This is a genomic window from Paucibacter sp. XJ19-41 (assembly GCF_028462495.1).
Lineage (GTDB): Bacteria > Pseudomonadota > Gammaproteobacteria > Burkholderiales > Burkholderiaceae_C > Roseateles_E.
The window spans coordinates 20,237-33,736 of sequence record NZ_JAQOWX010000061.1; the positions used below are offsets into that span (position 1 = coordinate 20,237).

At 69.9% G+C, this 13,500-nt stretch carries 9 protein-coding genes, 1 other RNA gene and 1 pseudogene; 6 read left to right on the forward strand and 5 right to left on the reverse strand.

All coding sequences use genetic code 11. The features are described 5' to 3' along the window. Nucleotides 1-106: 106 nt before the first annotated feature. A complete protein-coding gene (locus PO768_RS16395) occupies nt 107-1,441 on the reverse strand; it encodes an SWIM zinc finger family protein (protein ID WP_272646909.1) in 1,335 nt (444 codons plus the stop codon). Between the two features lie 202 nt (nt 1,442-1,643). Here PO768_RS16395 and PO768_RS16400 point away from each other — a divergent pair, with 202 nt between their 5' ends. The 4 genes from PO768_RS16400 (at nt 1,644) to PO768_RS16415 (ending at nt 6,878) form a co-directional block, all read left to right on the forward strand. After that, nucleotides 1,644-3,428 carry an FAD-dependent oxidoreductase gene (locus tag PO768_RS16400; protein WP_272646917.1) on the forward strand — a complete coding sequence of 595 codons (1,785 nt, stop codon included), beginning with the start codon at nt 1,644-1,646 and terminating at the stop codon, nt 3,426-3,428. Between the two features lie 82 nt (nt 3,429-3,510). Next, nucleotides 3,511-5,361 (forward strand): 2-oxoacid:acceptor oxidoreductase subunit alpha, encoded by a 1,851-nt coding sequence (locus PO768_RS16405; RefSeq protein WP_272646910.1) that lies wholly within the window; start codon nt 3,511-3,513, stop codon nt 5,359-5,361. After that, nucleotides 5,358-6,410: a 2-oxoacid:ferredoxin oxidoreductase subunit beta gene (locus tag PO768_RS16410; protein ID WP_272646911.1), complete on the forward strand. Its 1,053-nt coding sequence runs from the start codon at nt 5,358-5,360 to the stop codon at nt 6,408-6,410. The genes PO768_RS16405 and PO768_RS16410 overlap by 4 nt, the downstream gene beginning before the upstream one ends. A gap of 30 nt (nt 6,411-6,440) precedes the next feature. Further along, complete coding sequence (locus PO768_RS16415; protein ID WP_137944880.1) at nt 6,441-6,878, forward strand: VOC family protein; 438 nt, start codon at nt 6,441-6,443, stop codon at nt 6,876-6,878. A 21-nt stretch (nt 6,879-6,899) separates the two neighbouring features. Here PO768_RS16415 and PO768_RS16420 read toward each other — a convergent pair whose 3' ends face one another. Together PO768_RS16420 and PO768_RS16425 are read right to left on the reverse strand one after the other, a co-directional pair. Continuing rightward, nucleotides 6,900-8,387, reverse strand: coding sequence for a TAXI family TRAP transporter solute-binding subunit (locus tag PO768_RS16420; protein WP_272646912.1), 1,488 nt, complete (start codon nt 8,385-8,387; stop codon nt 6,900-6,902). Between the two features lie 111 nt (nt 8,388-8,498). After that, a pseudogene (locus PO768_RS16425) lies at nt 8,499-9,775 on the reverse strand (sodium/glutamate symporter). A gap of 280 nt (nt 9,776-10,055) precedes the next feature. Here PO768_RS16425 and PO768_RS16435 point away from each other — a divergent pair. Together PO768_RS16435 and PO768_RS16440 are read left to right on the forward strand one after the other, a co-directional pair. Next, nucleotides 10,056-11,210, forward strand: a complete 1,155-nt coding sequence (locus PO768_RS16435) for an ABC transporter substrate-binding protein (RefSeq protein ID WP_272646914.1) — start codon at nt 10,056-10,058, stop codon at nt 11,208-11,210. Nucleotides 11,211-11,272: 62 nt separating this feature from the next. After that, nucleotides 11,273-11,349, forward strand: a non-coding RNA gene (locus PO768_RS16440) — sX9 sRNA. A gap of 15 nt (nt 11,350-11,364) precedes the next feature. Here PO768_RS16440 and PO768_RS16445 read toward each other — a convergent pair. Both PO768_RS16445 and PO768_RS16450 read right to left on the reverse strand, forming a co-directional pair. Next, nucleotides 11,365-12,315 carry an NAD(P)-dependent oxidoreductase gene (locus PO768_RS16445; protein WP_272646915.1) on the reverse strand — a complete coding sequence of 317 codons (951 nt, stop codon included), beginning with the start codon at nt 12,313-12,315 and terminating at the stop codon, nt 11,365-11,367. Then, a complete protein-coding gene (locus tag PO768_RS16450; protein WP_272646916.1) occupies nt 12,260-13,300 on the reverse strand; it encodes an AraC family transcriptional regulator in 1,041 nt (346 codons plus the stop codon). Before PO768_RS16450 ends, PO768_RS16445 begins: the two co-directional genes overlap by 56 nt. Between the last annotated feature and the right edge of the window lie 200 nt (nt 13,301-13,500).

Here is a 13,500-nt window from a genome sequence, read left to right on the forward strand (position 1 = left end):
GCGCCGATCGCGCCCGGCCAGGCGGCGCCATCCGGCGGGGCTTGGCGCTGCGTACCCACCATGGCGGCGGGCAGCAAGGGCGCCCAAGCGCTGCTGCTGCCCTTGCTCATGACGCGGCTCCAAGCAGCCAGAGTGGGGCGGGCGCCGCCGGGTTCCAGACGCTCAGCGGGCGCAGCGTGCGGCCATCCCACTCGCCCATCAGACCCAGCGGCGCCCCGCCCTGCAAGGCCAGCAGCTGCCAGGCCTGGGTGTCGGGAATGGCGGCAGGCAAGACCTGGCCCTCGCAGGCGATCTGCCAATGCGTGCCCGCGCGCAGCAGCACGGCCTTGCTCAACACCATGGGTTGCAAGGGCAGCCAGGGGCTGGCGGCCACGCGCTCGGCCAGGACCTGCCACTCCTGCCTCAGTTCGGTGGCAGGCCAGCGAGCCACGCCTTCCTGCACCGGGCTCTCGATGCACAGCGCTCGCAGCCCGGCGCTGCCGGGATAGAACGCCAGGACGGCGCGCTGCCGGCTACCCACCAGCCAGGCCTGTTCAAAACCGCGGCCGGCGAAGGCATGGTCCAGCAGCAGGGCGCGCCGACCCGTGGACTCGCCCTGCAGCCAGACGCGCCGCTCCGTCAGCCGGTCCTCACGCTCCTCGCTGAAGGACGCCAGCACGGTCCAGGCATCGTCCACCCGCTCGCCACTGGCCAGAACATCGGCCCGCTCCAACGGCCAACCGAGCAGCTGGCGCAGCTCCGCCTGCATGGCGGGGGCCAGGTCTTGCCGCCGGGCCAGAGCCTCGCAGGCCAGCTGCAGCAGACCCAGGCGTGCCAGCGTGCGCTCGGGCCAGTCCGCACCCTGGTGCACACCGGCGGCGGCCTCGCGCAGGCGCTGGGCTAGGCCGGGGGCCTGGGCGTCGACCAGGCGGGCCGCCATGCTCTGCCAGGTCTTCAAGGCCTCGGTGTTCAGCGCCCCCATTCCCTGGTTCAGCTGGTCGGCCAGCCAGCGCTGCAGGTCCTGGCCGGCCAATGCGATCCGTTCCCAGCGCTGTGCCTCGCGCTGGGCGGCGGCCTCGGGGTTCGCCGCCGGTGCAGGTGCGCTGGCCTGGACTTCCTTTTTCTGCACCTTGTCGGCGCGGGCCTCCAGCCATTCGCTGACCCAGGCCGGCGGCTCGCTGGCGGCGCTGAACAGCGGGGCGTTCTGCACATGCAGCATCAGCAGGGCCAGGCCATGCTTGCAGGGGAATTTGCGGCTGGGGCAGCTGCAGCGGAAGGCGGGCCCGGACAGATCGACCTGGGTTTGATACGGCTTGGCGCCACTGCCCTTGCACTCGCCCCACAGCGCGCGCGGGCTGGCGCCCAGCAGCGGCCAGCCGCCTGGCGCCTGCAGGCCGCGCGCGGCCTTGGCCGAGGACTCGTCCGGTGCGAGGGCCAGGACCCCCTCCATGCTCAGCGTCATGCTGGGCCTCTCCCTGCTTGCTTGTTGTCCAAGTTTTATGGGGCGCAGTCTACGGCATGCGCCGCCCGGGTTTGCCCCTGCATCCCAAGCTGGTGCGCCGGGCGTAGACTGGCTCGAGGAGTGAGGCACCGATCTGGCGCGAGTTCGCCCTGTTCTGGACGGTGGGCCCTGCTCGCTTAGCCCCATGCAGGAGGTCAGCCAGGTGCAGCCCAGCGACATCGCCGATCCGGCCTATTTCCACAAGGTCGTCGACTGCCAGTGGGCCTGTCCGGCCCACACCCCCGTCCCCGAGTACATCCGCCTGATTGCCCAGGGCCGCTATGACGAGGCCTATCTGGTCAACTGGGTGTCCAACGTCTTCCCGGGCGTGCTGGGCCGCACCTGCGACCGGCCCTGCGAGCCGGCTTGCCGGCGCGGGCGGGGGGAAGAGGCGAACGCACAAAAGCCGGAGGCGGTGGCGATCTGCCGGCTCAAGCGTGTCGCGGCGGACAACAAGAGCGAGGAGCTGCGCGCGATGCTGCCGCAGCCGCTGCCGCGCAATGGTAAGAAGGTCGCCTGCGTCGGTGCCGGCCCGGCGTCGCTGACGGTGGCGCGAGATCTGGCGACACAGGGCTATGCGGTGACGGTGTTCGACGGCGAGGCCAAGGCGGGCGGCTTCATCCGCACGCAGATTCCGCGCTTTCGCCTGCCCGAGAGCGTGATCGACGAGGAGTGCGGGTTCGTCCTGGGCCTGGGCGTCGAGCTGCGCGCCGGCCAGCGCATTGCGTCGATGAAGGCGCTGCTGGCCGAGGGCTATGACGCGGTGTTTGTCGGCAGCGGTGCTCCGCGTGGGCGAGACCTGAGCCTGCCGGGCCGGCAGGAGGCTGCCGCTGACATCCATATCGGCATCGACTGGCTGGCCTCCGTGTCCTTCGGCCATGTCACGGCCGTCAAGCCGCGCGTCATCGTGCTGGGCGGCGGCAATACCGCGATGGACTGCTGCCGCTCGGCCCGCCGGCTGGGGGCCGAGTCCGTCACGGTGGCGGTGCGCAGCGGCTATGCGCAGATGAAGGCCTCGCCCTGGGAGAAGGAGGATGCGCAGCACGAGGGCATCCCGATACTGGACTTCCATCAGCCGCTGGCCTTCGAGCATGACGGCGCGGGCCGGCTGACCGGCATGCGCTTCAAGCGGGTGCAGCAAGGCGACGAGATTGTGATCCCCTGCGACGAGGTGCTGTTGGCCGTGGGCCAGGAGAACGCCTTCCCCTGGATAGAGCGCGATGCGGGCATAGACTTCAACGGGCAGGGGCTGCCGGTGCTGGACGCGATCAGCCACCAGTCCAGCCTGCCCCAGGTCTTCTTCGGTGGCGACGCCGCCTTCGGGCCCAAGAACATCATCTGGGCGGTGGCCCACGGCCATGAGGCGGCGGTGTCTATCGACCGCTTTCTGCATGCCGAGCCGGTGAGCAGGCGGCCGGCGCCGCATGTCAATCTGCTGTCGCAGAAGATGGGCATCCATGAGTGGAGCTACGACAACAACCCCTCCAACGACATGCGCAACAAGGTGCCCTGGACTGCGGCCGACAAGGCGCTGGCCAGCATCCGGGTGGAGGTGGAGCTGGGCTTCGATGCCGCCACCGCCTTCAAGGAGGCGCAGCGCTGCCTGAACTGCGATGTGCAGACAGTGTTCAGCGACAAGCTCTGCATCGAGTGCGATGCCTGCGTGGACATCTGCCCGACGGACTGCATCACGTTTACCGAAAACGGCGAGGAGGCCGGGTTGCGCCAGCGGCTCAAGGCACCGGCGCTGAACCTGAGCCAGGAGCTGGATGTCAGCGGCGCCTTGAAGACGGCCCGCGGGATGTTCAAGGACGAAGACGTCTGCCTGCATTGCGGCCTGTGCGCCGAGCGCTGCCCGACCGGGGCCTGGGATATGCAGAAGTTCCTGCTGCTGACGACCAAGGCGGGACCGGGCTGCCGGGATCTCGCGATCAGGAGAAGCGCATGAGGGCCGCCGCGCCGGGCCGCCCCAAGCAAGGCCCGACCCTCTCGGAGGGTCGCTTGGCGTACTCGGCAAGCGGGGTGTCCAGATGAGCCGTATCGAGGCGGTCAACGATTTCGTCGTCAAGTTCGCCAATGTCAACGGCTCGGGCTCGGCCTCGGCCAACGAACTGTTCGCGAAAGCGATCCTGCGCATGGGCGTGCCGGTCAGCCCGCGCAATATCTTCCCCAGCAATATCCAGGGCCTGCCGACCTGGTACGAGGTGCGTGTCAGCGAGGCCGGCTGGCTGGGCCGGCGCGGCGGCGTCGACCTGATGGTGGCGATGAATCCGCAGACCTGGGCCCAGGACGTGGCCGAGGTGGAGCCGGGTGGCTATCTGTTCTACGACTCGACCCGGCCGCTAGGCCCCGAGGCGGTGCCGCGCAGCGACATCCATGTGCTGGGCATGCCGGTCACCGCCATCTGCAACGCCACCTACGAGGACTCGCGCCAGCGCCAGCTCTTCAAGAACATCATGGTGCTGGGGGCGCTCAGCCAGCTGATGGAGATGGACCCGGCCGAGATCGAGACGCTCTTTGCCGAGCAGTACCGCGGCAAGGAGAAGCTGCTGGACTCGAATGTGCGGGCCCTGCACGCCGGCCGCGAGTTCGCGCGCGATCACCTGGGCCAATCCTTGGAAGGAGGGCTGCGGCTGAAGGTCCGGCGTGCCGACCGCATCGGCGAGCGCATCTTCATCGAGGGCAATGCCGCCACCGCGCTGGGCTGCGTGTATGGCGGCGCGACGGTCTGCGCCTGGTACCCGATCACGCCCTCCTCCTCGGTGGCCGAGGCCTTCCAGAAATACTGCGCCAGCTACCGGGTCGACCCGCAGACTGGGCAGCACCGCTACGCCATCGTGCAGGCCGAGGACGAGATCGCCTCGATCGGCATGATCACCGGCGCCGGCTGGCACGGCGCGCGCGCCTTCACCGCGACCTCGGGCCCCGGCGTCTCGCTGATGACCGAGTTCCTGGGCCTGGCCTATTTCGCCGAGATCCCGATCACCATCATCGATGTGCAGCGCGGCGGCCCCTCGACCGGCATGCCCACCCGCACCCAGCAGGCCGATCTGCTCAGCAGCGCCTATGCCTCGCATGGCGACACCAAGCATGTGCTGCTGCTGCCCGAGGATCCGAAGGAGTGCTTCGAGCATGCAGCGGCCGCGCTGGACCTGGCCGACCGGCTGCAAACCCCGGTCTTCGTGATGAGCGATCTGGACATCGGCATGAACCAGCGCCTGTGCGAGCCGCTGGCATGGGACGAGACGCGCAGCTATGACAGGGGCAAGGTGCTGAGCGCCGAACAGCTGGACGCCGGCGCCCATCAAGGCCGCTACGAGGATGTCGACGGCGACGGTATTCCCTGGCGCACCCTGCCCGGCACCCATGCCAGCAAGGGGGCCTACTTCACGCGCGGCACCACCCGCAATGCCCGGGCGCAGTACTCCGAGGCCGGCGCCGACTATCTCTACAACGTCGAGCGCCTGCAGAAGAAATTCTCCACCGCCGCGACCCTGGTGCCGCAGCCGGTGCTGAAGCCGGCGGCGGCCAAGACGGTGTTGGGCGTGATCTATTTCGGCTCCACCGCGCCGGCCATGGACGAGGCCCTGCAGGCCCTGGCCGAGGCCGGCATCCATCTGGACGGGCTGCGGCTGCGCGCTTTCCCTTTCCCGGCCCTGGTCGGCGAGTTCGTGCGCGCGCATGAGCAGGTCTTCGTCGTCGAGCAAAACCGCGACGCGCAGATGCGCACGCTGCTCATCAACGAGCTGGAACTGAACCCGGCGCGGCTGACCCGCGTGCTGCATTTCGACGGCACGCCGATCACCGCGCGCTTCATCACGCAGGCGATCACCCGCCATGTGCATGCCCTCGCCACCACGCCCCGACAGGAGCCGGCATGACCTACCTCGCCAAACCCAAGCTCCATCACCCATCGCTGCAGAAGAATGCGGTCGGCTACACCCGGCGCGACTACGAGGGCAAGGTCTCAACCCTGTGCGCCGGCTGCGGCCACGATTCCGTTTCGGCCGCCATCGTCCAGGCCTGCTGGCAGCTGGACATCGCGCCGCACCGCGTCGCCAAGCTCTCGGGTATAGGCTGCAGCTCCAAGACCCCGGACTACTTCCTCGGCGCCAGCCATGGCTTCAACACCGTGCACGGCCGCATGCCCAGTGTGCTGACCGGCGCCAACCTGGCCAACCGCGAGCTGCTCTACCTGGGCATCAGCGGCGACGGCGACTCGGCCTCGATAGGCCTGGGCCAGTTTGCCCACGCGATGCGCCGGGGTGTGGCCATGGTCTATATCGTCGAGAACAACGGCGTCTACGGCCTGACCAAGGGCCAGTTCAGTGCCACCGCCGACCGCGGCTCGACGGCCAAGAAGGGCGCGACCAATCAGGACGCTGCGATCGACCTGGTCAGCCTGGCCCTGCAACTGGGCGCCACCTACGTCGCGCGGTCTTTCAGCGGCGACAAGAGCCAGCTGGTGCCGCTGATCGAGGGCGCGATCAAGCATCGCGGCGCGGCCTTCATCGATGTGATCAGCCCCTGCGTCGCGTTCAACAACCATGCCGGCAGCACGCGCAGCTACGACCATGTACGCGAGCACAACGAGGCGCTCAACCGCATCGACTTCATTGATCTGGCTGCCGAGCAACAAGCCTCAGGCGACGAGGCGCTGATCATGCTGCCCCAGCCCGACGGCGGCCAGATGCGGCTGCGCCGCCTGCATCCCGACTACGACCCCACCGACCGTATCGCCGCGATGAACCAGGTGGCGGCGCTGCAGGCCGCCGGCGAGATCGCCACCGGCCTGCTTTTCGTCGACCCGCTCGCGCGCGATATGCACCAGGGCCTGAACACGGTGACCACGCCGCTGAACCGGCTGGGCGAGCGGGAGCTCTGCCCCGGTGCAGCGGTTCTGGCCAAGATCAACGCGGGGCTGCGCTGAGGCGGCCCTCAAGCCAGGAGCGAGACAACCATGCGCATCGATCCCTATCTCTTCTTCCCCGGCCGCTGCGAAGAGGCCATCAACTTCTACGTCAGCGAACTGGGTGCCGAGCTGCAGATGATGATGCGCTACTCGGACAGCCCTGAGCCGCCACCACCGGGCATGGTGGCGCCGGGCAGCGAGCACAAGATCATGCATGCCTCGCTGCTGATCGGCGGCGCGCTGCTGATGTTGTCCGACGGCGACTGCAGCGGCGCCGACCCGACCGCCGCCTTCAAGGGCTTCTCGCTCTCGCTGGACTGCGCCGACGAGGCGGAGGCACGGCGCGTCTTCGATGCGCTGGCCGGCCAGGGCGGACAGGTCACGATGCCCCTGGGCCCGACCTTCTGGGCCCCGCTGTTCGGCATGGTCAGCGACAGGTTTGGCGTTGGTTGGATGGTGGGGGTGGCGGCCGAGCCCGAGGCCTGATCGATTTTCTCGTGGCGGGTGTTACTGGCCCGCTGCCGCCATCGCCTCCAGAGCCTTGAGTGCGGCCGGATGCTGTGGCACCGCCAGGCCCAGGCGGGCGTTGGCGGCGGCGATCTGGGCGCCCTGGGCGCTGCCGCGAGCGGTCAGGTCGCCGCCCTGGCCGAACACGAAACGGGTCAGCGCGCCGACCTCGGAGTCCGACAGCTCCGGCGCGGCCAGCAGCAGCGCGGCGGTCGCGACCGTGCTGATCTCGGCACTCTGGCTCGCATAGCTGCCGCGCGCGATGCGGTGCGCGAACAGACCCGAGGGCGCGGTGCTCAGCCGGGCGATGGCGCGCTCGGACAGCGGCAGCAGGCGTAGCGGCAGCTCGGACAGTGCCTCGCGGATGCTGTCGGCCGGCACGCCGATGACCTGGATCAGCGCATCGACCCGGCCCTGGCGCAGCGCCACCAGGGCTTCGCCCAGCGGCAGCTCGACGGCCCGGATGTCCGCATCGGCCAGCTCATGGGCGCGCAGCACGCGCAGCGCGGTCAGCCGCGAGGCCGAGCCCGGCACGCCGATCGCGATGCGCTGGCCGCGCAGATCGGCCACCGTCCTGGCCTTCGAGTCGGCCGCGACCAGGACATGGACCGGCTCCGGATAGAGGCTGCCGATGGCGCGCAGCGCGGCCTCGGGTCCGTCGGCGGCGAACTCGCCGCTGCCCTGGTAGGCCGCCAGCGCCGCGTCGCCCTGGGCCAGCGCCAGCGACACCTTGCCGGCGCGCAGCAGGCGCAGGTTCTCGTCGCCGCCGCGCGTCACCAGCGGCACGGTGCGCGCGCCCTGCTGCGACGACAGGGCCTGCACAAAGCGCAGATACTGGCCGCGCTCCGGGCCGGCGGCGATCGCATAGCCGTCGGCCGCGCGGGCCAGGCGGGCGCGTATCGCCGCATGGGCGGCGGCGAGCTCCTCCTCGATCATCGCGGCCTGCGTCGGCGCCGAGTCTCGCGACACCGCCTCCACCACCTTGCGCATCGCATCCAGCAAGGTCGCGGCGCGGCCGGCCGGCGCATTGCTGGCATAGCTGGGCGCGGTGGCGGGCTGGTAGCCGCCGGGCGCCACGGCCTGCCATTGATCGCCGTCGCGCTGGTAGAGCGCCGTGCCATGGACGCGCACGAGGTCGCCGGCCTTGTTGCCGCCGGCCGTGATGCCCACCAGGCCTTTGGGCCCGGCGCCCAGCGCCGACACCAGACCGGCCACGCCGGGCGAGTCCCAGCCGCCGAAGTCGAAGTCGCGGTTCAGGCGCAGCGCGATGTCGTAGTAGACGATGCGGCGCGTCTGGCCGTCCGGCGCCTTGCTGTCGGACTGCGAGCCGCGGCGCTGCAGCTCGTGCAGGCTGACCGTGCCCTCGGGCAGGGCCTGGGCCAGGCGGACCTGCAGATCGCGCTGCAAGGTGTCGGTGTCGGCGACGCGGCCGCAGGCGATCAGCAGCGGCAGCAGCACGAGGCCGATGAACAGGGTTCGTAACGTCATCTCAGTTGTCCATTCCGCGCCCGTGACGCATAAGAATTTGTGTTCCGGGCCGAACGCCGTCCCCTCGGGGGACCGGCCAAGGTAGTCCTTGGACGAGGGGTTGGTCTCACTTCAGCCTCCGATCAGCGGCAGGGTCAGGGTCAGCACGACCGCGTTCATCAGATCGATGAAGAAGGCGCCGGCCAGCGGCACGATCAGATAGCTCTGCGGCGCCGGCCCGTAGCGGGCCGTGATGGTCTGCATATTGGCCATCGCGGTGGCGGTCGAGCCCATGCTGAAGCCGATCAGCGCCGCCGACGAGACCGCGGCCTCATAGTCGCGGCCCATGAAGCGGAAGCAGACGAACACCGTGTAGAGCACGATGAAGACCACCTGGGCCGCGATCATCAGCACAAAAGGCCCGGCCGACAGCGCCACCTCGACCAGGTTCAGCGCCATCATCGTCGTCACCAGGAACAGCGACAGGCAGACCGTCGAGATCAGCTCCGATGCCCGGTCGTCCAGGCGCATGCGAGCGAAGGGCAGCAGATTGCGTATCGCGACCCCGACCACCATGCACCACAGAAAGCTCGGTATCGTCACCGCGCCGCCGCCGAAGCGCCCGGCCAGCCATTGGCCGGCCACCACGGCGGCCAGGATGCCGGCCAGCGCGCCCATCATGCCCAGGCTGTTCAGCGTGGGTTCGGGCTCATGCCGTGGCTGCGCATCGGTGCCGCCCGCAGCGGCGGTCGCCCCGGCGCGCAGGCCGTGGCGCCTGATCAGGTACTGGGCCACCGGGCCGGCAATGATGCCGCCGACGATCAGGCCCAGCGTCGCCACCGTCATCGACAGCTCCATCACCGACTGCAGATTGTTGACCTCGGCAAAGCGCTCGGCGTAGGCCGCGCCTGTGCCATGGCCGCCGACCAGCGTGATCGAGCCGCCGACCAGACCGAAGATCGGGTGCTGGTCCAGCGCCAGCGCGACCGCGATGCCGACCCCGTTCTGCACCAGGATGTAGNGCCGCCGACCAGACCGAAGATCGGGTGCTGGTCCAGCGCCAGCGCGACCGCGATGCCGACCCCGTTCTGCACCAGGATGTAGGGGAACAGCACCAGCAGAAAGATCAGCAGCGCCCGCCCGCCGCGCCCCAGCATGCGCAGATCGGCGCACATGCCGACGCCGGCAAAGAACATCAGCAGCAGCACCGGCTTGAGCGTCTGGTCGATCTCCAGCCTGAAGTCGGTGGCGGCAAAAACCAGCGAGGCCAGCGCCGCGAACAGCAGACCGCCGGTGATCGGGTCGGGGATGTTGTAGCGCGACAGCAGGCCGATGCGGCGATTCAGCAGGCTGCCGATCAGCAGCACGACGGTGGCCGCCAGCAGCGAGGCGAGGGGATCCAGACTCATTGAACTTCCTAAGGTGGTGGCCGGGGTCGGCCGCGAGCATGGCCCCGATTGTCCAATCCTGATGCGCATCAAGAGTTCCGCGGCTTCCCCGCCGCGTTGTGCGATGTTTCGCGCGGCCGAGCGGCGCCGTGCGCGGCGGCGCCCGAGCGCACGGTATCCTCGGACACGCGGCACTTGCGGACACTCCGATTTCCAGGCGACGCGTTTTCAGGGCGCATCATCGATCCGCCTTCCTTGCTTCCTTGTTTCTGCTTCGCCGGCCTGTTTCGCTCCGATGTCCTTGTCTTTCAAACTGCCTGCTCTTGCGGGACTTCTGCAGGGTTGCCGCCTGCTGTGTGCCGCCGCCCTGCTGTCGGGCGGCCTGGCAGCGGCCAGCGAGGAGGGCGCCGAGATCGTGCTCGGCAGCTCGGCGGCGCTCAGCGGGCCGGCCTCGGCGCTGGGCCAGCGCTATCACCTGGGCGCCCGGGCGGCCTTCGAGCAGCTCAACAAGCAGGGCGGCATTCAGGGCCGGCGTGTCGCGGTCGATCTGCAGGACGATGGCTACGAGCCCGACCGCGCGGAAGCCAATACCGTGGCCCTGCTGCAGGATGCGCGGGTGCTGGCCCTGTTCGGCTATATCGGCACCCCCACCAGCCGGGTCGCCCTGCCGCATCGGCGGCGCGCCGGCAATATCGCGATTCTCGGGCCCTTCACCGGCGCCAGCCTGCTGTGGGATGAGCGCAGCCACCCGAACGTCTTCAATGTGCGCGCCAGCTATCAGCAGGAAAGCCACGCCCTGGTCCGTGCCATCAAGGCCAGCGGCGCGCGCCGCATCAATATCATGGTGCAGGCCGATCCCTTCGGCCGTGCCGGGCTGGAGGCGATGCGCGAGGCCACCGGGGCCGCCGGTCTCGAGATGGTGGCCACCGCCACCGTCAGGCGCAACAGCACCGAGGTGGCCGAGGCCGTCCACACCCTGGTGCGGCAGCACAGCGCCGACGCCATCTTCATGGTCAGCACCTATGAGACCTGCGCCGCCTTCATGCGCCAGGCCCATGCCCAGGGCTTTCGCGGGCGTTTCTACACCCTGTCCTTTGCCGGGCTCGAGCCTTTGCGCACCGCGCTGCAGGATGAGCCCGAGCTCAGCGGCCGCCTGACCCTGGCCCAGGTGGTGCCCGACGCCGAGGACCGCAGCGTGCCGGTGGTGGCTGCCTATCAGCGCGCGATGCGCGAGGCCGGCGAGCGCCAGTTCGACAGCATCAGCCTGGAGGGCTATCTGGCCGCCCGCGTGATGAGCGAAGGCCTGCGCAAGGCCAGGCCGCCGCTGACGCGGGCCAGCCTATTGCGCAGCCTGCAGACCCTGGGCGATCTGGACCTGGGTGGCTTTGCGGTGCACTACCGCGAGGACGACCGGCGCGGCTCGTCCTATGTGGCCCTGCGCCGCCTGATCGACTGAGAGGCTGAGAGTTTTTCTACTGCGCCGCCGCCATGCGTCGTTGGCCGGTGCTCGGAATCCTCACGTACAGGAAGTACGTTCCGGTTCCTGCGCGCCGTCCGCCTAGCCTGACTGCGGCTCGCTACGAAAACTCTCAGCCTCTGAGCCGTCTCGCTCAGAGCGGCGTCAGCAGCGGCCGGCCCGCCTCCAGCGCCTCGACATTGGCGATGAACAACTCCACCGTCGCGCGGATCGCCTCGGGCGACCAGCCGGCGATATGCGGCGTCAGAATCACGTTCGGGAAGCCCAGCAGCGGCGTCGGCGGCAGCGGTTCGCTCTCGTAGACATCGAGCGCCGCGCCGCCCAACTGGCCGGCGGCCAGCGCGGCGGCCAAGGCCACGGTGTCGACCAGGCTGCCGCGCGCGATATTGACCAGATGGCCTTGCGGGCCCAGCGCGGCCAGCACCTCGGCATTGACCGCATGCCGGGTCGCGGCGCCGCCGGGCGCGGCCACCACCAGGAAGTCGGCCCAGCCCGCCAAGGCCACCAGGCTGTCGAAATAGAGGGCCTCGCCGGCATCGGTGCGCGGGCTGCGGTTGTGATAGCCGATCTGCATCTCGAAGGCCTGGGCGCGGCGCGCGATCTTGCGGCCTATCGTGCCCATGCCGAAGATGCCCAGCCGGCGGCCATTGACGCTGGGCCGGATCGGCAGCGCGTCGCGCCACAGACCGGCGCGCAGGGCCTTCTCCTGCTGGGGCAGCGCGCGCACGCTGGCCAGCAGCAGGGCCAGCGTGTGGTCGGCCACGCAGCTGTCATTGGTGCCGGCGCCGTTGCACACCGCAATGCCGCGTGCCTTGGCGGCCGCCACATCAAGGTTCTCATAGCCGGCGCCCTGGGCGGCGGCCAGCCGCAGCCGGGGCATCGCGGCCATCTCCTCGGCGCGCAGGCCGGTCGCGCCATTGCTCAGCACCAGCTCGATCTCGGCGCCGCGCGCCGCAATCGCGGCGGCGCGTTCCGCCGCAGTCGGCGCATCGATCAGCTCGAAGCGCTCGCGCAGCAGATCCTTGTACTCATCGGCCAGGGCCACCAGCAAGAGGCAGGGGGTTTTCGCTATTTGCGTCATCATGCCCGCCATCATCGCCGCTCTCGGCCTGCGCCGGTGCGCGCAGCGAACCGGGCGTCACCCCCATCACCCGTTTGAAGGCGCGGTGGAAAGCCGCCTCGGAGGCATAGCCCAGTTCGTCGGCCAGGCGCGCCAGCGGCACCGGCCGGCGCCGCAGCCGGGTGGCGGCCAGATGGATGCGCCAGCGGGTCAGATACTCCATCGCCGGCAGGTCCACCAGGCGGCTGAAACGCTCGGCAAAGGCCGAGCGCGACAGCCCCGCCTCGGCGGCCAGGGTTTCCAGGCTCCAGGCCTGGCCGGGGCGGCGGTGTAGCGCGGCCAGCGCGCGGGCGATCTGGCGGTCCTGCAGGCCGCGCAGCCAGCCGCGCTGGGTCGCCGGCATCTGCTCCAGCCAGCCGCGCAGAGCCTGCACCACCAGGATATCGGCCAGCCGGGTCGTCACGGTCTCATGGCCGGGCCGGCGCGCGCGGGCCTCGGCCAGCAGCAGCTGCAGCGTGCTGTGGAACCAGCCCTGCTGCTGTTCCTGGGCGCCGACTGAGAGCAGCGGCGGCAGCAGGGCCAGCAGATGCAGGCTGGCCGGATCGTCGACCCGCAGCGCGCCGCACAGCAGCTCGCTGCGTGGCCCCGGACCGTCCCCCAGCACCAGCTCCTCGAACCATTCGGAGCGGACACGGCGCTGCAGCGAAAAGAGATCCGGGCATTCGACGCCGGCGGCGCTGAGCAGCCGGTGCTCGACGCTCTCGGTCAGCAGCGCGAAGTCGCCGGCCTGCAGCTGCAGCGCCGGCTCGCCGTCCAGCTCCAGCCGGGCCGAGCCCTGCAGGACGATATGGAACATCAGGCAGCCGGGCATCGCCGGCAGCTGGATCCCCCAGGGCGCGGCCGGCTCGGAGTGGCAATAGACCACCGCGCTCATGCGCAGGAACTGCAGCGCCTCGCCGACCGGGTCGTCGCGCTGCCAGCCGGCGGCGGGCGGGGTGTCGCTGTGCATGGGTCTGGATGCTCGATCAAGAAGGCCGGACGGGTGGTAATGGCGGCCGCAAGGCAGCGCCGCGAGACTGCGGGCATCGTAATCAATCTATCAGCGGGAGCCCCCATGAGCCAGACCACCACCATCACCATCCTGGGCGCCAGCGGCCGCACCGGCGCGCGCGTCGCCGCCCGGCTGCTGGGCCGGCCCGGGCTGAAGCT

Bases quoted from the DNA above. Each gene is read 5' to 3' on its own strand.
- PO768_RS16395 (WP_272646909.1), bottom strand. From the start codon at position 1,441: ATGACGCTGAGCATGGAGGGGGTCCTGGCCCTCGCACCGGACGAGTCC.
- PO768_RS16405 (WP_272646910.1), top strand. From the start codon at position 3,511: ATGAGCCGTATCGAGGCGGTCAACGATTTCGTCGTCAAGTTCGCCAAT.
- PO768_RS16410 (WP_272646911.1), top strand. From the start codon at position 5,358: ATGACCTACCTCGCCAAACCCAAGCTCCATCACCCATCGCTGCAGAAG.
- PO768_RS16415 (WP_137944880.1), top strand. From the start codon at position 6,441: ATGCGCATCGATCCCTATCTCTTCTTCCCCGGCCGCTGCGAAGAGGCC.
- PO768_RS16420 (WP_272646912.1), bottom strand. From the start codon at position 8,387: ATGACGTTACGAACCCTGTTCATCGGCCTCGTGCTGCTGCCGCTGCTG.
- PO768_RS16445 (WP_272646915.1), bottom strand. From the start codon at position 12,315: ATGATGACGCAAATAGCGAAAACCCCCTGCCTCTTGCTGGTGGCCCTG.
- PO768_RS16450 (WP_272646916.1), bottom strand. From the start codon at position 13,300: ATGCACAGCGACACCCCGCCCGCCGCCGGCTGGCAGCGCGACGACCCG.